Source organism: Actinomadura geliboluensis (genome assembly GCF_005889745.1).
GTDB lineage: Bacteria > Actinomycetota > Actinomycetes > Streptosporangiales > Streptosporangiaceae > Spirillospora > Spirillospora geliboluensis.
Genome location: NZ_VCKZ01000034.1, coordinates 1 through 23,222, shown reverse-complemented (window position 1 = coordinate 23,222; position 23,222 = coordinate 1). Strand labels below are relative to the sequence as shown.

Annotated in this window: 22 protein-coding genes; 9 read left to right on the top strand and 13 right to left on the bottom strand. The window is 73.4% G+C overall.

The window, feature by feature from the left end; genetic code table 11:
• The first annotated feature begins 95 nt into the window (after positions 1–95).
• On the top strand, positions 96–683 hold the full coding sequence (locus tag ETD96_RS07770; RefSeq protein WP_138635604.1) for a rhodanese-like domain-containing protein: 588 nt from the start codon (positions 96–98) through the stop codon (positions 681–683).
• Positions 680–2,956 (top strand): TSUP family transporter, encoded by a 2,277-nt coding sequence (locus ETD96_RS47895; RefSeq protein WP_138635603.1) that lies wholly within the window; start codon positions 680–682, stop codon positions 2,954–2,956. Before ETD96_RS07770 ends, ETD96_RS47895 begins: the two co-directional genes overlap by 4 nt.
• Before the next feature lie 184 nt (positions 2,957–3,140).
• Here ETD96_RS47895 and ETD96_RS07760 read toward each other — a convergent pair whose 3' ends face one another.
• From ETD96_RS07760 to trxA, 3 genes are read right to left on the bottom strand one after another with little or no spacing between them, the layout of a single operon-like run.
• Positions 3,141–3,752 (bottom strand): class I SAM-dependent methyltransferase, encoded by a 612-nt coding sequence (locus ETD96_RS07760; RefSeq protein ID WP_138635602.1) that lies wholly within the window; start codon positions 3,750–3,752, stop codon positions 3,141–3,143.
• A gap of 59 nt (positions 3,753–3,811) precedes the next feature.
• Positions 3,812–4,087 carry a metal-sensitive transcriptional regulator gene (locus ETD96_RS07755; protein ID WP_138635601.1) on the bottom strand — a complete coding sequence of 92 codons (276 nt, stop codon included), beginning with the start codon at positions 4,085–4,087 and terminating at the stop codon, positions 3,812–3,814.
• Between the two features lie 17 nt (positions 4,088–4,104).
• Entirely contained in the window at positions 4,105–4,479 is a 375-nt protein-coding gene (trxA, locus tag ETD96_RS07750) for a thioredoxin (protein ID WP_138635600.1), read from the bottom strand.
• A 223-nt stretch (positions 4,480–4,702) separates the two neighbouring features.
• Between trxA and ETD96_RS07745 the strand changes: the two genes are divergently transcribed.
• Positions 4,703–5,080 (top strand): DUF302 domain-containing protein, encoded by a 378-nt coding sequence (locus ETD96_RS07745; RefSeq protein WP_240807363.1) that lies wholly within the window; start codon positions 4,703–4,705, stop codon positions 5,078–5,080.
• A 36-nt stretch (positions 5,081–5,116) separates the two neighbouring features.
• Here ETD96_RS07745 and ETD96_RS07740 read toward each other — a convergent pair whose 3' ends face one another.
• The 3 genes from ETD96_RS07740 to ETD96_RS07730 all read right to left on the bottom strand — a co-directional run bounded on the left by ETD96_RS07740 (position 5,117) and on the right by ETD96_RS07730 (position 7,269).
• Complete coding sequence (locus tag ETD96_RS07740; RefSeq protein WP_138635598.1) at positions 5,117–5,491, bottom strand: CBS domain-containing protein; 375 nt, start codon at positions 5,489–5,491, stop codon at positions 5,117–5,119.
• Between the two features lie 128 nt (positions 5,492–5,619).
• Positions 5,620–6,279 carry a TetR/AcrR family transcriptional regulator gene (locus ETD96_RS07735; protein WP_138635597.1) on the bottom strand — a complete coding sequence of 220 codons (660 nt, stop codon included), beginning with the start codon at positions 6,277–6,279 and terminating at the stop codon, positions 5,620–5,622.
• Between the two features lie 141 nt (positions 6,280–6,420).
• Positions 6,421–7,269: a universal stress protein gene (locus tag ETD96_RS07730; protein ID WP_138635596.1), complete on the bottom strand. Its 849-nt coding sequence runs from the start codon at positions 7,267–7,269 to the stop codon at positions 6,421–6,423.
• Between the two features lie 158 nt (positions 7,270–7,427).
• On the opposite strand from ETD96_RS07730, the gene ETD96_RS07725 reads away from it, so the two are divergent.
• Positions 7,428–9,758, top strand: a complete 2,331-nt coding sequence (locus tag ETD96_RS07725; RefSeq protein WP_240807362.1) for a heavy metal translocating P-type ATPase — start codon at positions 7,428–7,430, stop codon at positions 9,756–9,758.
• A 12-nt stretch (positions 9,759–9,770) separates the two neighbouring features.
• Here ETD96_RS07725 and ETD96_RS07720 read toward each other — a convergent pair whose 3' ends face one another.
• From ETD96_RS07720 to ETD96_RS07710, 3 genes are all read right to left on the bottom strand, one after another.
• Positions 9,771–12,461: a cation-translocating P-type ATPase gene (locus tag ETD96_RS07720; RefSeq protein WP_138635594.1), complete on the bottom strand. Its 2,691-nt coding sequence runs from the start codon at positions 12,459–12,461 to the stop codon at positions 9,771–9,773.
• A gap of 300 nt (positions 12,462–12,761) precedes the next feature.
• Positions 12,762–14,186, bottom strand: coding sequence for a sensor histidine kinase (locus ETD96_RS07715; protein WP_138635593.1), 1,425 nt, complete (start codon positions 14,184–14,186; stop codon positions 12,762–12,764).
• Entirely contained in the window at positions 14,183–14,923 is a 741-nt protein-coding gene (locus tag ETD96_RS07710; protein ID WP_138635592.1) for a response regulator transcription factor, read from the bottom strand. Before ETD96_RS07710 ends, ETD96_RS07715 begins: the two co-directional genes overlap by 4 nt.
• A gap of 114 nt (positions 14,924–15,037) precedes the next feature.
• Between ETD96_RS07710 and ETD96_RS07705 the strand changes: the two genes are divergently transcribed.
• From ETD96_RS07705 to ETD96_RS07695, 3 genes are read left to right on the top strand one after another with little or no spacing between them, the layout of a single operon-like run.
• Positions 15,038–16,396, top strand: coding sequence for a ferredoxin reductase family protein (locus tag ETD96_RS07705; RefSeq protein ID WP_138635591.1), 1,359 nt, complete (start codon positions 15,038–15,040; stop codon positions 16,394–16,396).
• A gap of 10 nt (positions 16,397–16,406) precedes the next feature.
• Positions 16,407–16,829, top strand: a complete 423-nt coding sequence (locus ETD96_RS07700; RefSeq protein WP_138635590.1) for an FMN-binding protein — start codon at positions 16,407–16,409, stop codon at positions 16,827–16,829.
• Entirely contained in the window at positions 16,822–17,604 is a 783-nt protein-coding gene (locus tag ETD96_RS07695) for an FAD:protein FMN transferase (protein WP_205719156.1), read from the top strand. Before ETD96_RS07700 ends, ETD96_RS07695 begins: the two co-directional genes overlap by 8 nt.
• Before the next feature lie 51 nt (positions 17,605–17,655).
• On the opposite strand, the gene ETD96_RS07690 is transcribed toward ETD96_RS07695, so the two are convergent.
• The 4 genes from ETD96_RS07690 to ETD96_RS07675 all read right to left on the bottom strand — a co-directional run bounded on the left by ETD96_RS07690 (position 17,656) and on the right by ETD96_RS07675 (position 21,319).
• On the bottom strand, positions 17,656–18,510 hold the full coding sequence (locus ETD96_RS07690; protein ID WP_138635589.1) for a universal stress protein: 855 nt from the start codon (positions 18,508–18,510) through the stop codon (positions 17,656–17,658).
• Positions 18,511–18,632: 122 nt separating this feature from the next.
• The gene (locus ETD96_RS07685; RefSeq protein WP_138635588.1) at positions 18,633–19,499 is read right to left on the bottom strand and encodes a universal stress protein; all 867 of its coding nucleotides are present in this window, start codon (positions 19,497–19,499) and stop codon (positions 18,633–18,635) included.
• On the bottom strand, positions 19,496–20,245 hold the full coding sequence (locus ETD96_RS07680) for an SRPBCC family protein (RefSeq protein WP_205719155.1): 750 nt from the start codon (positions 20,243–20,245) through the stop codon (positions 19,496–19,498). The genes ETD96_RS07685 and ETD96_RS07680 overlap by 4 nt, the downstream gene beginning before the upstream one ends.
• A 195-nt stretch (positions 20,246–20,440) precedes the next feature.
• Positions 20,441–21,319, bottom strand: coding sequence for a universal stress protein (locus ETD96_RS07675; protein WP_138635587.1), 879 nt, complete (start codon positions 21,317–21,319; stop codon positions 20,441–20,443).
• Positions 21,320–21,520: 201 nt separating this feature from the next.
• On the opposite strand from ETD96_RS07675, the gene ETD96_RS07670 reads away from it, so the two are divergent.
• Both ETD96_RS07670 and ETD96_RS07665 read left to right on the top strand, forming a co-directional pair.
• Positions 21,521–22,372 carry a universal stress protein gene (locus ETD96_RS07670; protein ID WP_138635586.1) on the top strand — a complete coding sequence of 284 codons (852 nt, stop codon included), beginning with the start codon at positions 21,521–21,523 and terminating at the stop codon, positions 22,370–22,372.
• A gap of 168 nt (positions 22,373–22,540) precedes the next feature.
• Positions 22,541–23,222: amino acid permease (locus tag ETD96_RS07665; protein ID WP_138635585.1), on the top strand; the 682-nt coding region annotated here is incomplete at its 3' end.

Below are 23,222 nucleotides of genomic sequence, written 5' to 3'. Positions count from 1 at the left end.
CGTCCGTCCGTCGGTTACCTTGGGCTCGCGGATACCCCAGGGGGTATCTGGCGTGGCTTGTTGGCCGCGTCCTGGTTCGAGTTGAAAGAGGCCCGATGAACGACATGCCCACGCGACTGGACGCCGCGAGCCTGCGCGCCCGGCTGGACGGCCCCACGCCGCCCCGCCTGCTCGACGTGCGCACGCCGGGTGAATTCGCCACGGCGCACATCCCCGGCTCCTACAACGTGCCGCTCGACATGCTCCGGGAGCACCGCGACGAACTGTGTCGCCACCTGGACGAGGACGTCGTGCTGATCTGCCGCTCCGGCGTCCGCGCCGGGCAGGGCGAGCAGGCGCTGGCCGAGGCGGGCCTGCGCAACACCCGCGTGCTGGAAGGCGGGATCACGGCCTGGGAGGCGGCCGGGGCACCCCTCAACAGGGACGGGCGCAACCGCTGGGACCTGGAGCGCCAGGTCCGGTTCGTCGCCGGGACGATCGTGCTGGCGGCCGTGGTGGGCAGCGTGGCCGTGCCCGGCCTGAAGTGGGTGGCGGCCTTCATCGGCGGCGGCCTGACGTTCGCGGCGCTCACCAACACCTGCGCCATGGGGATGCTGCTGGCGAAGCTCCCCTTCAACCGCGGCGCGAGCTGTGACGTCGGCACGATCAGCGCGCAGTTGGCGAAGGAGGGGCGACCGGCATGACCCTCGCGCTCACACTCGCCGCGGCAGTGCTGATCGGGGTCACGCTGGGGGTGTTCGGCGGGGGCGGTTCGATCCTCACCACCCCGGTGCTGATCTACCTGGCCGGGGTGGACGCCAAGCAGGCGATCGCCATGTCGCTGTTCGTCGTGGGCGTGACGAGCGTGGTGGGGGCCGTCCCGCATGCGCGGGCCGGGCGGATCCGGTGGCGCACCGGCCTGCTGTTCGGCTCCGCGGGCATGGCCGGCGCCTATGCGGGAGGCAGGCTCGCCGCGTTCATCCCCGCGAACGTGCTGCTGATCGCCTTCGGGATCATGATGACCGTCACGGCCGGGGCGATGCTCCGCGGCCGGAAGGAGCCCGAACCCGGCCACCGCGCCGGGAACATGCCGCTCGCCAAGATCCTCGTGGAGGGCGCGGCCGTCGGCCTGGTCACCGGGCTGGTCGGCGCGGGCGGCGGCTTCCTGGTGGTGCCCGCCCTCGCCCTGCTCGGCGGGCTGCCGATGCCGATCGCCGTCGGCACCTCCCTGCTGGTCATCGCGATGAAGTCCTTCGCGGGACTCGCCGGCTACCTGCAGAGCGTGCACATCGACTGGACGCTCGCCCTCTCGGTCACCGCGCTGGCGGCCGTCGGAGGACTGCTCGGCTCCCGGCTCGCCGGAAAGGTCGATCCCGAGCGGCTGCGCAAGGCCTTCGGCTGGTTCGTCCTGGTGATGTCCGTCTTCGTCGTCGCGCAGGAACTCCCTGCACAGGCCCGGCCGATCTTCCTGGCGGCCGTCGCCCTCGTCGCCCTCGCCGGGGCGATCACCTTGACCGTCCGGCGGTCCCGGCGCGGGACCGCCGCCCTCCCGACCCCCGATCCGCGGAAGGAAACCCAAGCGATGGAGACGCCGATGTACTTCGCCCAGCACTACCTGGAGTGCCTGTCCCAGGCGTCCTACCTGATCGGCGACAAGCGGACCGGACGCGCCGTCGTCGTCGACCCGCGCCGGGACGTGTCCGAGTACCTCGACGACGCCGCGGCGAACGGCCTTCACATCGAGGGCGTGATCAACACCCACTTCCACGCGGACTTCATCTCCGGCCACCTCGAACTGGCGGCCCGCACCGGGGCGTGGATCGGCTACGGCGCGCGCGCCGAGGCGGAGTTCCCGATCCGCAAGCTGCACGACCGCGAGCGCATCAGCCTCGGCGAGGTGACCCTGGAGATCCTGGAGACCCCGGGGCACACCCCCGAGTCGATCAGCGTCCTGGTCTTCGAGCACTCCGGCGACCGCACGCCCTACGGCGTCCTGACCGGCGACGCCCTGTTCATCGGCGACGTCGGCCGCCCCGACCTGCTGGCCTCCATCGGCGTCTCCGCCGACGAGCTCGGCAGGATGCTCTACGACACCGTCCAGCACAAGCTGATGGCGCTGCCCGACCAGACCAGGCTCTTCCCCGCGCACGGTGCCGGTTCGGCCTGCGGCAAGAACCTGTCGAGCGAACTCCAGTCCACCATCGGCGCGCAGCGGCTCGGCAACTACGCCTGCGTGCCCATGGGCGAGCGGGAGTTCGTCGACATCGTCACCGAGGGCCAGCCCCCCGCCCCGAACTACTTCGGCTACGACGCGATCCTCAACCGCAAGGAGCGGGAGCTGCTGAAGGTCGAGGAGCACCTGCGGGAACTGCCGCTCGGCGACGTCCTGGCGCGCCGCGACGCCGGCGCGGCCGTCGTCGACGCACGCGACCCGCAGGAGTTCGCCGCCGGCCACCTCGTCGGCTCGATCAACGTCCCCGCCGACGGCCGGTTCGCCGAGCAGGCCGGCATGCTCATCGAACCCGGGCGGGAGATCGTCGTGATCGCCCCCGAAGACCGGGCGGAGGAGATCATCACCCGTCTCGCCCGCATCGGCCTGGACACGGCGGCGGGTTACCTGGCAGACCCCGAGGACGCCTTCACACGGGCGCCCGAGGGGAGCATCGCCCAGGCCGAGCGGGTCACCTTCGCCCAGCTGCGCGACGAACTCGGGGGCGCCGAGCCGCCGCTGCTCATCGACGTCCGCAACGCCGGCGAACTCGCGGACGGCAGGATCGAAGGCGCGGTCAACATCCCGCTGGCCGAGCTGCCCGGCCGCTTGGACGCGATTCCCGCCGACCGGCGGATCGTCGTCCACTGCGCGGGCGGCGCCCGCTCCTCGGCCGCCGCGAGCCTGCTGCGCCGGTCCGGCCGCACCCGGGTCGCCGACCTGCTCGGCGGCTACGGCGCCTGGGCCGCCGCCCACGCCCCGGCCTGACCGATACCCGCGCGTCCTGCCGGGCCCACCCGGCAGGACGCCCACTACGGCTCCCACGTGCACAGCCATGTGGGAGCCGTCCTCTATGTCCGGGAAGCCCACACAGCGACAGATCGCCCATGGATTCCGACCGGGAGGTCAGCGCGGCCAGTTGGGGCCGGCCCAGCGGGACGAGGCAGGCAGGTCAGCGACGGGCGAGCAAGAACGCATCGATGGCCGTGCGCGGGCCGGCATCGGTGGAGACTTCCCGCGTTCTCGGCTCCGCCCGCAGGACCTGGAGACCACGTCCCTCGATGTCCGATGCCGCGTCCTGCGCGGTGTACAGGACGGCGGGGTTCGGGGGTCCGCCGAAACCGTGCGCGAGATTGTCGCTGTCGTGGGCCACGACGAGCAGCCGCCCACCGGGCGCGACCGCGTCGGCCGCCGCGCGGAGGGCGTCGCGGCGCAGCCGCTCGTCCACCTGGAGGTAAGCGACGATCACAAGGTCGGCGCCGTGGCGGGCCGGGGTGTACTCCCGCAGGTCGGCTTCGACCAGCTGGACCCGGCCCGCGTGCTCGCCGAGCCTCCGCTCGGCGAGCGAGCGGGCACGGGCGAGCCCGGCGGCGGAGAAGTCGACCGCGGTGACCGTCCAGCCGCGCTCGGCGAGCCACAGCGCGTTGCGCCCCTCGCCCGCGGCCAGGTCGAGGGCACGGCCCGGCGGCAGATCCGCCGCGACCTCCTCCACCCACCGGTTCGGCCCGGCCGACCAGACCAGTTCACTGCCGGCGTACCGGCGATCCCACTCGGCGCTGTCCATGGCTTCCTCCTCGACCGGCCTTGGACGCGGACCGAGGGCTCGGCCGCGTCAGGCGAGCGTCAGGCGAGCGTCAGGAACAGTCTCTCCAACTGGGCCCGGTCGAGCTCGGCCTGCTGCGATCCCGCGTCCTCCTCGCGTGCCGCGCACTGTTCGAGGCCGGTTGCGATGATCTTGAACCCCGCGCGGTCGAGCGCCCGTGAGGCGGCGGCGAGCTGGTTGATCAGGTCGGCGCAGTCGCGGCCTTCCTCGATCATCTTGATGACGCCGCCGATCTGCCCCTGGGCGCGCCGGAGCCGCACGGCGACCCCGGCCAAGGACTCCTTGTCCAGTTCCATCGTCGCCGCCTCCCTTCTCAGGCGCTGTGCTTGTGCTGGTGCTCGGCCGCGTGGCGGCGCACCTCGTCCATGTCCACGGCCCGGGCCTCCTCGATCAGCTTCTCCAGGTCCGGCTCGCGCAGCGCGCCGGGCTGGGCGTACAGCACGACCCTGTCGCGGATGATCATCAGGGTCGGGATCGAGGAGATCTGGAAGGCGGCGGCCAGCTCCTGCTGGGCTTCGGTGTCGACCTTGCCGAACACGATGTCGGCGTGCTCGTCGGAGACCCGCTCGTAGACGGGTGCGAAGAAGCGGCAGGGCCCGCACCAGCCGGCCCAGAAGTCGATGAGGACCATGTCGTCGCCGGCGAGCACGTCCTCGAAGTTCTCGCGCGTCAGTTCGATCGTGGCCATCACAGCCCCCTCTTACGGTTTGAAATACCCCTACGGGTATGAGAACAACCACTGGCCGTCGTCGATTCCAGGCGTTCACATACGGGCAGGGGTACCACGAGGCGCGCGTACCGGCGCTTCCTGCTACAGGGAACGCGGCCGGCAGGAAGCCGCTCGGGGAGGACGATCACCCGGCACCTGCACAGGCCGTCGATGACGAAAGGACGATCTCATGGATTACGGCATGAGCATCAGACTGCACCAGCCGTTCGCCGAGGCCGTCGAGCGGGTCAGGGCGGCGCTGAGCGAGCAGGGGTTCGGCGTGCTCACCGAGATCGACGTGCGCGCCACGCTGCAGGACAAGCTCGGCGAGACGATGGAGGACTACCTGATCCTCGGCGCCTGCAACCCGCCGCTCGCCCACCGGGCGCTGGAGGCCGACCGGCGGATCGGCCTGCTGCTGCCCTGCAATGTCGTCGTCCGGTCCGAAGACGGCGACACCCTCGTCGAAGCGCTGGACCCCCAGGTCATGGTCACGGTGAGCGAAGAGCCCGGCCTCGAACCGGTCGCCGAGGCCGCCGCCGGGAGGCTCACCGCGGCGCTGGAGTCCCTGAGCCGCTGAGGACGGCAGCCTGCGGCACGTGCGGCACGGGGGATGTCAGGTCGTCCAGGTCTCCAGGGCGAGCAGATCGCGCATCGACACCATGCCGACCACGCGGCCCTGGTCCTGGACCGGCAGGTGGCGGACTCCCGCGTCCAGCATCCGGCGGGCCACCTCGCGCGCGTCCTCCTCCAGCCCGGCGGTCTGGATCTGCTTGGACGCGTATGCCGCGGCCAACTGCGAGGCCGGTTCGGGCGAGGTCGCCAGCGCCTCGACGAGGTCGCGCTCGGTGATGATCCCGAGCACCTGCTCGCCGTCGAGCACGGCCAGGGCCCCGATCTCGTTGTCCCTCATCCATCGCGCCACGTCGACCAGCCGCTCATCCGCCGGGCAGCCGAAGACCATCGGACGGTAAACATTACTGATCTGCATTGTCCCCTCCATTGCATTGATCGAATTCAGCCCGTTCGAGCTTCGGCCGTTGAGACGGCCTGGGCCCCGCTCGTGCGGGTGCGCCTTTTCATTGCTCGTCCTGCCCCGGGAAGCCGCAGGCATGACGGCTACAAGGAGGGCAGACGGTCCGAGGCCGGTGCCTGCAGGACGCGGTCGATCAACAAGTGCAGGTGTGAGCGGAACCGCGTGATCTCCTTCGCGTCAAGGGTGTCGCGGTGGCCGTGCGGCAGCGAGGTGGTGCCGCGCCACGGCGTGGGCTTATCGCCGTGGTTGGGCACGCCGTAGGTGACGAACCCGGTCATCGCCCACACCAAGGTCCACAGCATGTAATCGACGTCGACGCCCCGGGACGCCAGTGGCCGCAGGGCGTTGCCGACCAGGTCGGTCAGCGGCCGCTCGTATTCGGACTCCAAGTCCGCGCTGCCGGCCGCGTCCCCCACCCACCGGTGCAGCCACAGCCGGGCCACGTGAGGGTTGGACAGATGAAAGTCCAGGTAGGTGTCGGCGAAATCACGGAGTCCCTCCACGGTCAGGCGCATGGACTCGACCGCGTCCTCCAGCATCTCCCGCTCGATGAGGTGCGCGCGCCGCATCACCTCGTGATAAAGCTCCAGCGTGCCACCGGTTTGTTGCAGCAGTGCGGCGGTGTCCACGCCGGCGGCCTCAGCGATCATGCCGCCGGTGGTGCCGTCGAATCCGAGGTCGGCGAACAGCCGGGTCGCGACCTGAATGATCCGCTCTCGTTCAGAACCCGCACCTGCGTTCATATCGACGCCCTATACCCGCCCGCATGGGCGCTGCACCCGTTGAGCCACTACTCCCGCACGGGTGCGCGACCATGCGATTGAGAAGGTCATGGTCTCCATTTGTTTCGGTAATGGCATTTGCGTCGCCCCTCTGTCGCCGGGTCAGGCCGAGGGGATGACGGCGACCGGGCAGCGGGCGTGGTGGATGACGCCGTGGGCGATCGAACCGAGCCGGGGCGCGGTCCAGCGGCGCTGGTGGGCGCCGACGACGAGAAGGCGCGCGTTGCGGGACGCGTTGGACAGCGCGGTCACCGGGTGCTCCAGGATGATCTCGTCCACGACGTCCACGCGCGGATACTTGGCGCGCAGCGGCGCGCAGGTCTGGACGACCTCGGCGCGCAGGTCCCGTTCGATCTGCTCGCCGTCGACGGCGTACCCGGCCTCGATGAGGGTGCCGAACGTCTGCCAGGCGTGCACGACGCGCAGCCGGGCGTCCCGCAGCGCGGCGGTCTCGAAGGCGTAGTCGAGGACGGCGCCGACGTCCCGCAGCAGGTCGATGCCGACGACGACCTCGCCGCGGTCGGCGGCGTCCCCGTGCACGATCACGACCGGGACGGTGGGGCGCGCGGCCATGCGCAGGCTCGTGGAGCCGAGGAGCATGCTGGCGAACCCGCCGCGGCCCCGGCTGCCGAGCACCAGTTCGAACGCCTTGTCCGACTGGGCGTGCAGGGCCTGCGGGATCTCCTCGGCGACCAGGGCGGTCGTGACCTCCAGGGCGGGCCACTGTTCCTGGATGCGCTCGCGGGTCGCGGTCAGCAGCCGGTGCCCGGCGCGGGTCATCCGTTCGGTGCTCTGGGCCGGCTTGAACAGCGGCGCCTTGTAGGGCCAGCTCTCCAGGGCGTGGACGATGTGCAGGGCGCGTTCGCGCAGGACGGCTTCGGCCGCGGCCCAGCGCACGGCGCGGTCCGACTCCTCGGAGCCGTCGATGCCGACGACGATCGGCTCGGACATCGTGTTCTCCTTCGGTTGTCCTTCCCTGTTTCCAGGCTCTTCTCCCGTCGCGCGCCGCCCCAGGGGCGAAGGTCCCTGTCCCGAAGAGTCGCCCGTCCCTGGGAGCCGCGGCCCTGGGTGGGAAGCATGAAGGTTCTGGGCTTCGACGGAACGGCGAGGTGGACATCGAGGTGGACATGCGGACTGGGCTCGCGCGGCACGGCCCCGAGGTGCTCTTCGCGCTGGCCGGTGGCGGGCTGGTGGCGGGCGCCGCCGTCCGCTGGACGGCCGGGGCTCCCGCCGGCGACCTGATCTGGCTGCTGGTGACGGTGCTGGCACTCGTCCCGGCGGTCTGGTGGGTGGTGGCCGGGCTGCTGCACCGCAGGTTCGGCAGCGATGTGATCGCGGTCCTCGCGCTGGCGGGGACGATCGCGGTCGGCGAGGCCCTCGCCGGTGCGGTGATCGCGGTGATGCTGACCGGCGGGCGGCTGCTGGAGGACCGCGCGGGGCGGCGGGCCCGCCGCGACCTGGGTGCGCTGCTGTCGCTCGCGCCCCGCGTCGCGCACCGCCGGACGGACGGCGGCGGCCTGGACACGATCGACGTCGCCGAGGTGCGTCCCGGCGACCGGCTGCTGGTCCGCGCGGGCGAGGTGGTGCCGGTTGACGGGCTCGTGGAGGGCGGGACGGCCGTCCTGGACGAGTCCACGCTCACCGGCGAGGCGCTGCCGGTGGAGCATCCGGCGGGCGGCGAGGTGCGCAGCGGCGCCGTCAATTCGGGGCGGCCCTTCGAGCTCCGCGCGACGAACGACGCGGCCTCCAGCACCTACGCGGGGATCGTCCGGCTGACCGAGGAGGCCGCGGCGGAGAGCGCGCCGTTCGTGCGGCTCGCCGACCGGTACTCGGCCCTGTTCATCCCGGTGACGCTGGCAGTGGCCGGGGCGGCGTGGCTGGCCGCCGGGGATCCGGTGCGGGCCGTGGCGGTGCTGGTCGTGGCGACGCCCTGCCCGCTGATCCTGGCCGCGCCGATCGCGTTCGTGTCCGGCCTGTCGCGCTGCGCGCGGCGGGGCGTGGTGGTGAAGGGCGGGAGCGCGCTGGAGCGGCTCGCCGGGGCGCGGGTGCTGCTGTTCGACAAGACCGGCACCGTCACCACCGGGCATCCCGCGCTCGCCGAGGTCGTCCCCGCCCGTCCGGCGCCCGCCGGTGATCCGCTGGCCCTGGCGGCCTCGCTCGACCAGGTGTCGCCGCACGTGCTGGCCTCGGCGATCGTGCGGGGCGCTCGTGAACGCGGGCTGCCGCTCGACGCGCCGTCGGACGTCGCCGAGACCGCCGGGCAGGGCGTGCGCGGCGTTGTGGGCGGCCGTCGGGTGAGCGTCGGGAAGGCGAGCTGGGCCGGTGAAGCCGACCCGGCCTGGTTGGAGCGGGTACGCCGCCGGGCCGCCGCGCACGGCGCGATCACCGTGTTCGTCGGGGTGGACGGGCGGGTCGCGGCCGTCCTGCTGCTGCGCGACCGGATCCGCCCGGACGCGCCGCGCACCTTCCGCCTGCTGCGCCGGGCCGGCATCGAGCGCACCGTGATGGTGACCGGCGATCGCGCGGACGTCGCGGACTCGATCGGCCGGCTGATCGGCGCGGACACCGTGCACTCCGGCCTCACTCCCGCGGAGAAGGTGGGCGTCGCCCGCGCGGAGAGCGAGCGGGCGGCGACCGTGATGGTCGGGGACGGGGTCAACGACGCGCCCGCGCTGGCCGCGGCCGGGGTCGGCGTCGCGCTCGGCGCCCGGGGCGCCACGGCGTCGTCGGAGGCGGCGGACGTGGTGATCACGGTGGACCGGCTGGAGCGGCTGGCCGAGACGCTCGCGATCGCGCGGCGCACCCGGTCGGTCGCGCGGCAGAGCGTGGTCGTCGGCATGGGGCTGTCGCTGGCCGCGATGGTCGCCGCGGCGTTCGGCCTGCTGGCCCCGGCGGCGGGCGCGCTGCTCCAGGAGGGCATCGACGTGGCCGCGATCCTCGCCGCGCTGCGCGCGCTCGGCCCGGGGCGCGACCGGGAGCCGCGGCTGCGCGGCGACGCCGCCGAGCTCGTCCGGCGGCTGGACGAGGAGCACCGGGCCCTGTGGCCGCGCATCGACCGGCTGCCCGTCCTGGCGGACACGATCGCGGCGTCCGAGGGGCGGGAGCGCGACGACGCGTTCGACGCGCTGACGGGCTTCCTGACCGACCTCGCCGAACATGAGCGCAAGGATGAGCGGCTGCTCTACCCGGCGGTCGCGAAGGCTCTCGGCGGCGCCGACCCCACCGGGGCGATGAGCCGCGGCCATACCGAGATCGCCGAGCTGACGCGCCGCATCGGCGCCCTCATCACGGAGCTGCGCGCCGCGCCCGCCGCGGGCGAGCCGGTGGCGGATCTGCGCCGGACCGTCCAGGAGCTGTACGCGGTCCTGCGGCTGCATTTCGCGCAGGAGGAGGAGAACTACTTCGTCCTCGCCGACGTCCACGACGCCTCCCGGCCCTGACGCACCGAACCGTCACGCTTCGCCGGGGCGGGCCTGCCGGCCGGCCCGGCGGCGGTTCCAGCGGCGGAGCTCGTCGGTGCCCCAGACGATGAGCGGGAACACGGCGATGATCGCCAGGACGTCCCAGGGCAGGGCGGCGGTGCCGAACAGGTCCTGCAGCGGCGGCAGGTAGATCAGGGCGGCGGCGAACAGCACCTCGAAGGCGATGCCGGCGAGCAGGAGCGGGTTGCTGGCGAGGCCGACCTCGCGGAGGGACGCGTGGTCGGTGCGGGCGGCCATGGCGGTGCCGATCTGGCACGTGACCAGGCCCGCGAACGTCGCCGTCGTGGCGGTCAGGTAGGCGTGGTGCAGGGCGGCGCCCTTGCCGGTGGGATCGCCGGGGTGCCAGCCGGCGCGCCACAGGACGTAGAAGAACACGAGCATGACCAGGGCGGCGGAGACCAGGCCCAGGTAGCCCCAGGCGCGGATCAGCATGTCGCGGGAGATGACGCCCTGGGAGGACGGGCGCGGCGGGCGGTTCATGATGCCGGGCTCGGCGGGTTCGCGGCCGAGCGCGAGCGCGGGCAGCGTCTCGGTGCCGAGGTCGATCGCGAGGATCTGCAGGACGGTGAGCGGGAGGGGCACCAGGCCGCCGCTCAGCGCGAACACCAGGAACGGCACGATCTCCGGGACGGCGTGCGCGAAGATGTACAGGATGAACTTGCGGACGTTGTCGTAGACGCGGCGCCCGGATTCGATCGCGGTGACGATGGTCGCGAAGTTGTCGTCGGTCAGCACCATGGTGGACGCCTCGCGGGCCACGTCGGTGCCCGAACGTCCCATCGCCACGCCGATGTGGGCCTGGTGCAGGGCCGGCGCGTCGTTGGCGCCGTCCCCGGTCATCGCCACCACCCGGCCGTGGGCGCGCAGCGCGTCGGCGACCTTCAGCTTGGTCTCCGGGGACGAGCGGGCGAAGACGATCTCGGCGTCGCCGGTCAGCAGCTCGTCGAGCGCGTCGTCGTGGACCTCCTCGGATTCGGCGACGACCCGCAGGCGCGGGACGCCGATGCCGACCTCGGCGGCGACGGCGGCGGCCGTGGCGCCGTTGTCGCCGGTCACGATGTGGACGCGCAGCCCGGCGTCGTGGCAGCGGCGGACGGCGTCGGCGACCTGCGGGCGCGGCGGATCGTACAGTCCGACCAGGCCGAGGAGGCGCAGCCCGGTCTCGGCCTCCTCCCGGCGCTCGGGCACCTCCCCGCCGGGCGGCAGCTCCCGGACGGCGACCGCCAGCACCCGCAGCCCCCGCCGCGCGAGGTCGTCCACGATGGCCATGACCGTGGCGCGGTCGGCTCCGGTGGTGCGGGCCAGGACGGCTTCGGGCGCGCCCTTGACGTAGACGGTGAGGCGGTCGCCGTGCTGCCCGACCGTGGACATCAGCCGCAGCCGCGCGTCGAACCGGAAGATCGCGCGGCGCCGGTCGTCGCGGGCGGCCGGCAGCGCGGCGGCGTCGGTCCCGGCCCCCTCGACCAGGGCGATCTCGGTCGGGTCGCCCTGCAGGCCGCCGCTCTCGGCGACGGAGACCGTGGTGCATTCGGTCATCGCCTCCGCGAGCGCCGGGGGCGGAGCCGCGGTGGTGACGATCCCGGTCTCCGGGGTCCAGTGGGCCTGGAGGCGCATCCGGTTCTGGGTCAGGGTGCCGGTCTTGTCGGTGCAGATGACGTTGGTGGAGCCGAGCGTCTCCACCGCGCTGAGCCGCTTGACGACCGCGCCCTGCTTCGCCAGGACGCGGACGCCGACCGCCAGCGCGAGCGTGATGGTCGGCAGGAGCCCTTCGGGGACGTTGGCGACCAGCAGGCCGATGGCGAACATCAGCGCGTCCCTGAGCGGCAGCCCGACCAGCGCGCCGATCAGCAGGAACACCGCGCCCATGCCGACCGCGACCGCCGCGATCAGCCAGGCGACCTTCTTGACCTGCACCTCCAGCGGGCTGTCGCGGCGGGGCGCGCGCTGGCTGAGGGCGGCGATGCGGCCGAGTTCGGTGTGCCCGCCGGTCGCGAAGACGATCGCCCGCGCCTCGCCGCCGGTGCAGGTCGTCCCGGAGAACACCAGGTTCGGTTCGCGCAGCAGCGGGGCGCCCTCCCGCGCGGGAGCGGCGACCCGCTCCACCGGCGCCGACTCGCCGGTCAGCATCGACAGGTCGACCTCCACCGCCCCGTCGGTCAGCCGCGCGTCGGCGGGGATCTTGTCGCCCTCCGCCAGCACGATCAGGTCGCCCGGCACCAGCCCGGCGGCCTCGACGGCCTGCCTCCGTCCGTCCCGGACGACGTGGGCCTGCTCGGGCAGGTAGGCCGCCAGCGCCTCCACCGCGCGTTCGGCCTGGTGCTCCTGCAGCAGCGCGAAGACGGCGTTGATCAGGATGACCGCGAGGATCGCCCAGCCCAGCACCGCCATCCCGGCGATGAACGCCAGCGCGCCGGCGCCCCACAGCAGCAGCGCCAGCGGATGGGCGAGCTGGCCCGTCAGCAGCCGCACCAGGGACCGCTTCTCCCGGCGCCGCACCTGGTTGGGCCCGTAGACCGCCAGCCGCCGGGCCGCCTCGCGCGCGGACAGGCCCCGGTCTCCGGTGCCCAGTTCCCTGCGCAGCAGCGGCAGGGGTTCCCGCGGATCGGCGCTCGGCTCGGCCTGGCCGGTCGCGGTGCCCGCGTGGTGTCGTCTGGCGGGCATGGCTCAGCGGTGACGTCGCGGGTCGGGAGCGAAGACCACCACTGTTCCGCACACCTCGTCCTGGACGGCGCCGCGCGGCACTTCGACGCCCTGATCCGCCATGGCCTGGACGAACATGCCCTTCAGATCCCCGTCGAATCGCTCGCCCGGGGCCGCAGCAGCGGTTCGAGGCTCGCCACGTCCACGCGCTGCCGACGCTCGGCGACCTTGTTCATGTCTCCAGCGTCCGGCGGGGCGGGTCGCGGGTCAGCGCTCCAAGGTCACCGGCGGCCGGGACGATGGTCCTTCGGCCGGCTCCGCTCACCGGCCCGCGGCCGGGAGTGTGACGCGGAAGACCGTGTGGCCGGCGTCGGCGAGTTCGGCGCGTCCGCCGTGCGCGACGGCCACCGCCTGGACGATCGCCAGCCCCAGGCCCGTGCCGCCCGCGGTGCGGGCGCGGCCGGGGTCGGCGCGGACGAACCGGTCGAAGATCTCGTCCCGCAGGTCGGGCGGGATGCCGGGGCCGTCGTCCTCCACGTCGAGGACGACGCTCTCGCCGCGCACCGCGAGCCGGACGGTGACGTGGGTGCCGGGCGGCGTGTGGGTGCGGGCGTTGGCGAGCAGGTTGGCGATCAGCTGGTGGAGGCGCCGGTCGTCGCCGGTGACGGTCACCGGTTCCTCGGGGAGCACCAACTCCCAGCGGTGGTCCGGGCCGGCGGCGCGGGCGTCGGCGGTGGCGTCCAGGACGAGGCGGGTGAGGTCGACCGGACGGGCTTCGAGCGGGCGGCCGGCGTCCAGGCGCGCGAGCAGGAGCAGGTCGTCGACCAGTTCGGACATGCGCACCGACTCGGCCTCGATGCGTCCGAGCGCGTGCCGCACGTCCGCCGGGACGGGCTCGGACGTGCGCAGCGCCAGCTCGGCGTGCCCGCGGATGGCGGCGACGGGCGTGCGGAGCTCGTGGCTGGCGTCGGCGGCGAACCGGCGCAGCCGCTCCTCGCTCGCGTGCCTGCGCGCCAGCGCGGTCTCGACGTGGCCGAGCATCCGGTTCAGCGCCGCACCGACCTGGCCGACCTCGGTGCGGGGGTCGGTGTCGGGGACCCGCTCCGGCATCGCCACCTCGCCGCTGGCCAGCGGCAGCTCGGTCACCCGGGACGCGGTGGCCGCGACCCGGCGCAGCGGACGCAGCGCGAGCCGCACCCAGGCCGCCGCCGCGATCCCGGCGGCGGCGAGCACGGCCGCGAAGACGGCGGCCTCGACCAGGACCAGCCGGTGCAGGGTCTCCTCTGCGGGATGCAGCGGCAGCCCGGTGACCAGCACGTCGCCGTCGTCGCCGCGCACCGCCGCCACCCGGTACTCCTCCAGCGCCGACAGGGACAGCGACCTGCTGCGGCCGCCGGGCGGGAGGGCGGCCAGGGCGCGCCGGTCGGCGGCGGTGAGCGGAACCGGCTCGACGGCGTCGCCGCGGACGACCACGGCCTGTGTCACCGAGCCCCCGAACAGCCGCGCGCCGAAGGTCCCCGGCGCCTGCCCGCGGGTGTCGGGGCCGTTGTCGGCGTCCGGGCGCCGCTCGTGCTCCAGGCTCGCCGGGAACCTGCCGCCGGACGCGGCCAGCTGCTCGTCCAGCCGGCCGACGAGGAACCGGTCGAGCGCCGCCGCGGTGGCGATCCCGACGGCGAGGCAGCTCAGCGCGAGCAGGACGACCAGCCCGGCGGTGAGCCGGGCCCGCAGCGTGCGCGGGCCCCTCACGGGGCCGCCGGCCGCAGGACGTACCCGACGCCGCGGACGGTGTGGATCATCGGTTCCCGGCCCGCGTCGATCTTCTTGCGCAGGTAGCTGATGTACAGCTCGACGACGTGGGCCTGGCCGCCGAAGTCGTAGTCCCAGACGCGGTCGAGGATCTGCGCCTTGGACAGCACCCGGCGCGGGTTGCGCATCAGGAACCGCAGCAGTTCGAACTCGGTGGGGGTCAGTTCGACGAGCCGCCCGTCGCGGGTCACCTCGCGGGCGTCCTCGTCCAGGGTGAGGCCGCCGACGGTGAGCAGCCGCGCGGCCTCCGTCCGCCGGGCCATGCCGGCGCGGCGCAGCAGCCCGCGCAGCCGCGCCAGAACCTCCTCCAGGCTGAACGGCTTGGTCACGTAGTCGTCGCCGCCCGCGGTGATCCCGGCGATGCGGTCCTCGACGGCGTCGCGCGCGGTCAGGAACAGCACGCACACCTCCGGCGCCTCGGCGCGGAGGCGGTGCAGCACCTCGAGGCCGCCGATGTCGGGGAGCATCACGTCGAGCACGACCGCGTCGGGCCGGAAGTCGCGGGCGGCGGCGACCGCCCCGGCGCCGTCGCCGGCGGTGCGGACGGCCCAGCCCTCGGACGCCAGCACGCGCGACAGCACCTCGGCGAGGTCCGGTTCGTCGTCGACGACCAGGACCCGGACGGGCGTGCCGTCCGCCCGGCGCAGGCCCGCGGCCCCGGATTCGTCCTGTGTCATGGTGCCGCCATGGTCCCTCTCCCACCTCTGAGTTTCCTCTGAAAAGGCGCTGAAAGGGGGTCTTCCCCGCGCTGTCATAGGGAACTCAGAAATTGCGTAGGCAGGGTGGCCGGCATGACCACGACCAGACCCGACGTCCAGCGGCCCGTCGCCCGGCCTTCGCGGCCGGTGTGGCGCGTCCCGTCCTCCTGGCCCCAGGTCCTGATCTATGCCGGGGCCGTCCTGGTGCTCGCGCTGTGGTGGCGGAGCACCGGCTCGGTCACCGGGCTGGACGGCTGGCTGACCGAGGCGGGCCGCGTCACCGGCCTGCTCGCGGGCTACGGATGCGCCGTCCTGCTGGCCCTGATGGCGCGGGTGCCGGCGCTGGAACGCGGCGTCGGCACCGACCGGCTGGCGCGCTGGCACGCGATGGGCGGCCGGTACACCGTCTGGCTCGCCCTGGCGCACGCCCTGCTGATCATCTGGGGGTACGCGGTGACGTCCCGCACGGACGTCGTCCACCAGACGGCGACCGTCGTCCTCGACTATCCCGAGATGCTCAAGGGGACGGCCGGGTTCCTCCTGCTCCTCGGCGTCGGCATCACCTCGGCGCGGGCGGCGCGGCGCAGGCTGCGGTACGAGACCTGGCACTACCTGCACTTCGCGACCTACCTCGCGATCTTCCTGGCGTTCTCGCACCAGCTCGCCAACGGCGCCCAGTTCGTCGATGACGCCTGGGCGAGAGGCGCCTGGTACACGCTGTACATCGGGGTCGCCGTGCTCCTCGTCTGGTTCCGCTTCCTCACACCGGTCATCCGGGGGCTCCGGCACGGGCTGCGGGTCGCCGCCGTCCGCACCGAGGCGCCGGGCGTCGTCTCCGTCTACATGACCGGACGCGACCTGGGCAGGCTGCGCGCCGAGCCGGGGCAGTTCTTCCGCTGGCGGTTCCTGGCGCCCGGTTTCTGGTGGGCGGCAAATCCGTACTCGCTGTCCGAGCCGCCGCGCGGCCACCGGCTGCGGATCACCGTCAAGGAGGCCGGAGACCACAGCCGCGCGCTGGCCCGCCTCCGCCCCGGCACGCGGGTGTGGGCGGAGGGCCCCTACGGCGGCTTCACCGGCACGCGGCCCCACCACGACCGGGCCCTGCTGCTCGCCGGCGGCGTCGGCGTCACCCCGCTGCGGACCCTGTTCGAAACCCTCCCCGGCGACGTCACCCTCGTCTACCTCGCCCGCCGCCCGGAGGACCTGGCGCTGCGGGGCGAGCTGGACGCCGTCGCCGCCGCACGCGGTGCCCGCGTGCACTACTTCGTGGACGAGCCGTCCGAGTACTCGCTCCCGCTGACCGGACGCGCGCTGCGATCGATCGTGCCCGACGTGCGGCACCGCGACGTCTACCTGTGCGGGCCGCCCGGTATGACCGCCGCCGCGCTGCGGGCCCTCCGCCAGGCCGGCGTGCGCCGCCGCCACATCCGCACCGAGTCGTTCGAGTTCTGAGAGGCCCAGCATGCGCCGAGCCACCATCGCCACCGGGACGACCCTCGCGGGCGTCGTCCTGCTGCTGTCGCTGAAACCGCACCACCAGGCGGTGCCGGTGACGCGTCCGCCCTCCCCGGAACCGCCCGCGCCCGGCGGAATCGCGGCGGCAGCCGCGAACGGGACCTACCGGGGCCAGAGCGTCGACACCGAGTACGGGCCGGTCCAGGTCGAGATCACGATGTCGAAGGGGCATCTCACCGCCGTCCGGGTCCTGCGCGCCCCGTCCTCGAACGGCCGCGACCGGGAGATCGCGGCCATGGCCCTGCCCCGGCTCACCGAGGAAGCCCTCACGGCCGGGAACGCCCGCATCGACGCGGTCTCCGGAGCGACCTACACCAGCGAGGGGTACATCACGTCCCTGCAGAGCGCCCTGGACCAGGCCCATGCCTGAGGCGATCCGCCACGTCGAGCACGCGATGGGGACGGCGGTCACGTTCGACATCCGCTCGGGCCCCTCCCCCGCCGTCACCGAGGCGCTGGCAGAGGCCGTCGCGTGGCTGCACCACGTCGACCACGTGTTCTCCCCGTACCGTCCCGGCAGCCAGGTGTCCCGCCTCGCCGACGGCCGTCTCACGGCCGGCGAATGCGATCCCGAGGTCGCCGACGTCCTGCACCGCTGCCGCGTGCTGGAGCGCATCACCAGAGGGGCGTTCACCTGCCGTCCCGGTGGACGGCTCGACCCCAGCGGCCTGGTCAAGGGATGGGCGGTCGAGCGGGCGTCCACGATCCTGCACGAGGCCGGCGTCCTCGACCACTGCGTGAACGGCGGCGGCGACATCCAGGCGCGCGGGGAGGCCGGTCCAGGACGGCCATGGCAGATCGGCCTCTCCGATCCGCACCACCGCGACCGGCTCATCGCCGCCGTGACCGGACACGACCTCGCGGTCGCCACCTCCGGCACCGCCGAACGCGGCGCCCACATCATCGACCCCCGCACCGGACGCCCCGCCACCGGCCTCGCGTCGATCACCCTGGTCGGACGCCACCTGACCGACGTCGACGCCCTCGCCACCGCCGCCTTCGCCATGGGCGGCGCCGCACGCACCTGGGTGGAGGCGCATCCCGGCATCGAAGCACTGGCCGTGGCCTCGGACTGCTCCACCTGGCGCACATCCGGCTTCGGAGACGTCGCCCTAGCCGTCTCCCCGCCAGGTCAGGGCTTGTAGGACGGCCCGTTCGGAGGTTCCCGCTCGTCGATGCGAACGGCCCGGCGCTTCTCACCGGGACGGGCCGACGACCGCGACCGGGCATTCCGCGTGATGGATCGCGCCGTGGACGACGGAGCCGAGCCCGGGCAGGCCCGACCGGTGACGGCTCACACCGACGACGAGGAGATCAGCCGTCCGCGACACCTTGGACAGGGCGGACACCGGGTGCCCGACGATCACCTCGTTCACCACCTCGACCAGCGGATACTGCTCGCGCAGCGGGGCGTAGGCGGCGATGACGCCCGCACGCCGCTCGTCGTTCATCTGGTCCTCGTCAACGGCGTACCCGGACTCGGTGAGGCTCGCGGGGATCTGCCAGGCGTGCACGACGCGCAGCCGCGCCCCGCGGACGGCGGCGGCGTCGAAGGCGTACTCCAGCACGTCGACCGCCTCGTCCTCGATGTCCCATCCCACCGCGACCTCCCCGCGGTCGGCGCCCGCTTCCCCGCGCACGACCACGACCGGGACGGGCGAGTGCCCGGCCACGCGAAGGCTCACGGAACCGAGCAGCAGACCGACGAAGCCGCCGCGCCCGCGCTGGCCGACGACCAGTTCCAGAGCCTTCTCCGACTCGTCCCGCAGCGCGTCGGGCGGCGTGTTGACCGCCAGCGCGGTGGTCACTCGCAGCTCAGGCCAGCGGGCCCGCACGTGTTTCTCGGCCTCCAGCAGGACGTCGCTTCCCGCACGTGACGCTCGCTCCAAGCCATCGGGCGGGGTGAACCGGCGAACCTGATACGGCCAGATCCGCGCCGCGTGCACGATGTGCAGCGGCCGGTGGCGCCGCGCCGCATCGGCGGCCGCCCACTCGACGGCACGCTTCGCGGCGCCGGACCCATCCGTTCCCACAACGACCGGTACGGGCATGGGCTCCTCCCAACGATCAGGCGGGTTTCACACCCATGAGCGCGAGCCTCCGCTCTGAGTGCCGGGCCGGGCGGCTTCCCAGGGCCCGTATGTTCCGAGCCGGGAAGGCCGCCCCGGCCGGTCTAGACATCGTTCCCCGTGGAGGCGTGGACGACCGCCACCGGGCAGGGCGCATGATGGACCAGCGTGTGGCTGACCGAGCCGAGCAGCAGCCCGCGGAATCCGCCCAGCCCCCGCGAGCCGACGACGAGCAGGCGTGCTCCGGCGGCCGCGTCCATCAGCACCTCCCTCGCCTGTCCGATCACGACATCGATCTCGGCGTCCACCCCCGGATGGCGCTCGCGCAGCGGGCGCATCCACCGGGCCAGCCGCGCCTCGGCCGCGGACCGCAGATCGGCCTCGTCCACCAACGGCGGCAGATCCCTCCCGGACACCGGCTCCCAGGCGACCACCACGCTCAGAGCGGACCCTCGCCCCTCCGCCTCGGCGAAGGCCAGTGCCAACGCCGACCGGGACGCCGGGGAACCGTCCACTCCGGCGATGATCCGGCCCGGACCCAGATCAAGGCGGCCGCGGACGAGCACGACGGGACACGCGGCATGCGCGGCCACCTGCGCCCCCACGGAACCGAGCAGCAGGCCCGGGAAGCCGCCGGTGCCCCGGGGCCCCAGCACCACCAGGTCGGCGCTCCCGCCGACCTCGATCAGCTTGGCGGCGGCGGGCGCCCGCGCGAGGACCGCCTGCACCTTGAGGTCGGGCGCCGCCCTCCGGGCGCGCTCGATACCGCCGTTCAGGATGTCCTCGGCCACGGCCCTCGGGTCGATGGCGGGCATGGTGGCCGGGCGTCCGACGCGGACGTCCCATGCGTGGAGCACGGTCAGCGGCACATCCCGCATTCGCGCCGCGTCGGCGGCCCACTCAAGGGCGTGGACACTGCCCTCCGAACCGTCGTACCCGACGACCACGCCGGTGATGGGCTGTTCGCTCATGTGCCGCCGCCTTTGGTCTTGGTCTCACGGTGTGGCGCCTTGGCTCCCACCGATTCAGGGATGTCCCGCACGGTCGGCTGAACGGGCGGGCCGTCCCGCCGGACGCGCCTGCGGAGGTTCCGGAACTGCCGGTGCTGCATGAGGAAATGCGCGGGCTCGCCGAAGAGGCGGCCCACGAGCCGGTCCGCCGCGGCCGGCCTCCCGCGGCCGCGCGTCCGGACGATCAGCCTCGTCCCGCCGCCGGGCAGCGGCCTCAGGTGGAAGGCCCAGATCCCGTCGGTGTACGCCTCGGGCATCGGGCCGCGCGGGTCGAACGGCCGTCCGGACGGAAGTTCGAGGTCGGACCTGAGCACCAGCGTCCTCGCGGGGTCGAGGACCGCGACGACGAAGTAGACCGCCCCGCTGGGCACCGCGGGCAAGCGGGTGCCGACGGCCACGTCCTGCCACCCGGGATGGATCTCGGCGGCGCTCCGCTCACCCCTGTTGTCGAGGAGGTCCCAGCTGTACCAGCCGGCCCGCCCGCATCCCATCTGGACCAGCCACGGCCAGACGTCCTCGGGCGGCGCGGGCAGCGAGACCGCCATGGTCGACTGCGCGGTCGCCCCCTGAATGAGATCGTCACCGGGATAGGACGTGCTCGCCTCTTCCCGCGTCGCGCCCCAGCGCAGCAGGCGAGGACGCACCAGGGCCGCGTAGGCGCCGACCGCGAGAACGGTGAACGCGGTGCTGCGAAGGGTCGTTCTCATTGTTCCCATCCCCTCTCGGCTGTCCTCTCCACGCTTCCCCTCTGCCCGATGAGCTTTCAGAGGCTTCCGCCCCCTTGCAGGGCGGACCTTCGGCCTTGGAGGAGCGGGACACAGGCCGGTGGCACTGGCCGCCGGGCCTCTGCGGCGTGGGTGAGGGTCGATCAGCCGCTGAGCAGCCGTGGATTCCGGTGAGGGCTAGTCGGTGGGGTTCGGGGGTGCGTGGACGACCGCTACCGAGCAGGGCGCGTACTGCAGCAGGGCATGGCTGACCGATCCGAGCAGGAGGCCGCGGAAGCCGCCCAGCCCCCGCGAGCCGACGACGAGTAGACGCGCGCCCTGCGCGGCATTCAGCAGGACTTCACGCGGATGGCCGACCAGGACCTCGGCCTGCGCGTCCACTCCCGGGTGAAGGTCCCGCAACGGGGCCGTCAACTGCTCCAGCCGTGCCGTGGCCGCCTCCCGCATGCCGGTCTCGTCGACCAGCGGCGGAAGATCCTTCAACGGCGCCGGCTCCCAGGCCGCCACCGCGTGCAGGGACAGTCCGTGCAGTTCAGCCTCGGCGAACGCCATCGCCAGCGCGGCCTGGGATGCCGGTGAACCGTCCACGCCGACCACGGCACGGCCCGGCTCCGTCCCCGGCTGCCGGTCCGGAGCGCCCCTGGCGATGACCACGGGACACGAAGCGTGCGCGGCCACCTGGGCACTGACCGACCCGAGCAGCAGGCCGGTGAACCCGCCGAGGCCCCGCGGCCCCAGCACGATCAGGGCGGCGCTCTTGCCCGCCTCGATCAGCTTGGCGGCGGGCCGCCCGCATTCGAGCACCCCCTGGACCGGCACATCGGACGCCTGCTTCCGGACGTGCTCGACTCCACCGTCCAAGGTCTCCTGCGCCAGAGGCCCCAGGTCCACCATCGGCATGGCCATCGAGCCTCCGCCGTAGGGCTGCCACGCGTGGATCACGGTCAGGGGCAGGCCGCGTGCCCGGGCCTCCTCGGCGGCCCAGTCCAAGGCGTGGACGCCGTTCTGCGAACCGTCGTAACCGGCGACGACACCGGTGACCGTCTCTGAGCTCATGCCGTCTCCCCGCCTTGCGCGTGCCCCCTTGGACCCCTACATCCCCTCCCTCCAGAGCTTGAACGCACTGCTTCACCGAACGCGGACGCCGGCACGGGCCGAACGGCCGCGCCCGCGATGACGAAAGTCCCTGGAACGCACATCCGCCCAGAACAACCCTGAAGGGGCTGGTCCAAATGACGGGCCCCCAAGGAGACGCACATGTCCGCGCAACGAACGACAGTTCTCGTCGGAGTCGACGGCTCGTCCGCTTCCGACCACGCCATCACCTGGGCCGCGGACGAGGCCGCACGGTTCGGGAAGTCCCTGAATCTGGTCCATGTCGTGGAGTCGGCGACGCTGGACCTGCCGGGACGCACGACAGACGGGATCTCGGAGGAACTCGTCCGGGCGGCGACCCGGATCCTGGAGGACGGGCGGGCCCAGGCGCTGCGGCAGCAGCCGGAACTCACCGTGGAGACCATGCTCGTCCATGAGCGGAACGTGCCGGCCGGGCTCCGCCAGTACGCCGGCGACGCCACCGAGGTCGTCGTCGGGCACCGCGGGCGGGGCGGTTTCGCGGGGCTGCTCCTCGGCTCCACCGCCCTGCGTCTTGCCGGGCGCTACCCCGGCCCGGTGATCGTGGTGCGCGGCCAGGACGAGCCCGCGTCCGGCGAGATCGTGATCGGGCTGGACCTGGTCGAGGATCCCGCGGCCGCGCTCGACCACGCGTTCGCCGCAGCGGCCGCACGCGAAGCGCGGCTGCGCGCGCTGCACGCCTGGCATCCCGCACCGCTCGCCGTCGAAGCGGGCGTGGACCTGCAGATCATCGCCGACACACGCCGCGAACACCTCGCCGCCACGCTGGCGCCTTGGCGGACCCGGCACCCGGACGTCGAGGTCATCGAGGACGTCGTCATCGGCCACCCGGTCGAGGCGCTCGGCCGTACCTCGGCCGGTGCCGGCCTTGTCGTCGTCGGCTCCCGGGGACGGTCGTTCCCGCTCGGCTCGGTCAGCCACGGGCTGATCCACCACGCCCGCTGCCCCGTCGCGGTCGTCCGTCCCTACGAGTGACCCACCGATCCCGGTGCGCCGGATGCCGCATGTCCGGATCGGGTCCGGCGGGCCAAGCGGAACAGGACGTTGGTCTGCCGGCCCGGGGACAGACGCCCGGCGCCCGGCCCGCGGCCTCGGTGATCGGCTGAGATCGCGGCGATCAGCCGCCGATGAGAGGAGGCGCTGATGAGTGCGAGACCGGCTCGCCGGAAGCTGGGGTTGTGGATGGCCACGGCTCTGGTGGTGGGCAACATGATCGGGTCGGGTGTGTTCCTGCTGCCCAGCTCGCTGGCGGAGTTCGGGCCGATCAGCCTGGTGGCGTGGGGGTTCACCGCGGCGGGGGCGATCCTGCTGGCGCTGGTGTTCGCACGCCTGTCGCGGGCCTACCCGCGGACCGGGGGCCCGTACGCCTACGCGCGGCGCGCGTTCGGTGATTTCGTGGGGTTCCAGACGGCGTGGGGCTACTGGATCGCGGTGTGGGCGGGGAATGCGGCGATCGCGGTGGCGTTCGTGGGCTACCTGGCGCACTTCTGGCCGTCGCTGGGCCAGGACAAGGTGGCGGCCGCGGCGGTGGGGGTCGCGACGATCTGGCTGCTGACCGCGGTCAACGCCTACGGCGTCCGCGAGGGCGGCGCCGTCCAGGTCGTCACCACCGTCGTCAAGCTGGTGCCGCTGCTGATGATCGCGGTCGGCGGGCTGTTCTTCATCGAGTCGGGCAACTTCGGGGAGTTCAACGCCGGCGGCGGCAGCGCGTTCGGCGCGGTGACCGCGGCGGCGGCGCTGACGCTGTGGTCGTTCATCGGGCTGGAGTCGGCCACCGTCCCCGCCGAGGACGTCCAGGAGCCGGAGAAGACCATCCCCCGCGCCA

Coding starts and splice junctions, on each gene's coding strand:
- ETD96_RS07770 (WP_138635604.1), top strand. CDS start 96: ATGAACGACATGCCCACGCGACTGGACGCCGCGAGCCTGCGCGCCCGG.
- ETD96_RS47895 (WP_138635603.1), top strand. CDS start 680: ATGACCCTCGCGCTCACACTCGCCGCGGCAGTGCTGATCGGGGTCACG.
- ETD96_RS07760 (WP_138635602.1), bottom strand. CDS start 3,752: ATGGACAGCGCCGAGTGGGATCGCCGGTACGCCGGCAGTGAACTGGTC.
- ETD96_RS07755 (WP_138635601.1), bottom strand. CDS start 4,087: ATGGAACTGGACAAGGAGTCCTTGGCCGGGGTCGCCGTGCGGCTCCGG.
- trxA (WP_138635600.1), bottom strand. CDS start 4,479: ATGGCCACGATCGAACTGACGCGCGAGAACTTCGAGGACGTGCTCGCC.
- ETD96_RS07745 (WP_240807363.1), top strand. CDS start 4,703: ATGAGCATCAGACTGCACCAGCCGTTCGCCGAGGCCGTCGAGCGGGTC.
- ETD96_RS07740 (WP_138635598.1), bottom strand. CDS start 5,491: ATGCAGATCAGTAATGTTTACCGTCCGATGGTCTTCGGCTGCCCGGCG.
- ETD96_RS07735 (WP_138635597.1), bottom strand. CDS start 6,279: ATGAACGCAGGTGCGGGTTCTGAACGAGAGCGGATCATTCAGGTCGCG.
- ETD96_RS07730 (WP_138635596.1), bottom strand. CDS start 7,269: ATGTCCGAGCCGATCGTCGTCGGCATCGACGGCTCCGAGGAGTCGGAC.
- ETD96_RS07720 (WP_138635594.1), bottom strand. CDS start 12,461: ATGCCCGCCAGACGACACCACGCGGGCACCGCGACCGGCCAGGCCGAG.
- ETD96_RS07710 (WP_138635592.1), bottom strand. CDS start 14,923: ATGACACAGGACGAATCCGGGGCCGCGGGCCTGCGCCGGGCGGACGGC.
- ETD96_RS07705 (WP_138635591.1), top strand. CDS start 15,038: ATGACCACGACCAGACCCGACGTCCAGCGGCCCGTCGCCCGGCCTTCG.
- ETD96_RS07700 (WP_138635590.1), top strand. CDS start 16,407: ATGCGCCGAGCCACCATCGCCACCGGGACGACCCTCGCGGGCGTCGTC.
- ETD96_RS07695 (WP_205719156.1), top strand. CDS start 16,822: ATGCCTGAGGCGATCCGCCACGTCGAGCACGCGATGGGGACGGCGGTC.
- ETD96_RS07690 (WP_138635589.1), bottom strand. CDS start 18,510: ATGCCCGTACCGGTCGTTGTGGGAACGGATGGGTCCGGCGCCGCGAAG.
- ETD96_RS07685 (WP_138635588.1), bottom strand. CDS start 19,499: ATGAGCGAACAGCCCATCACCGGCGTGGTCGTCGGGTACGACGGTTCG.
- ETD96_RS07680 (WP_205719155.1), bottom strand. CDS start 20,245: ATGAGAACGACCCTTCGCAGCACCGCGTTCACCGTTCTCGCGGTCGGC.
- ETD96_RS07675 (WP_138635587.1), bottom strand. CDS start 21,319: ATGAGCTCAGAGACGGTCACCGGTGTCGTCGCCGGTTACGACGGTTCG.
- ETD96_RS07670 (WP_138635586.1), top strand. CDS start 21,521: ATGTCCGCGCAACGAACGACAGTTCTCGTCGGAGTCGACGGCTCGTCC.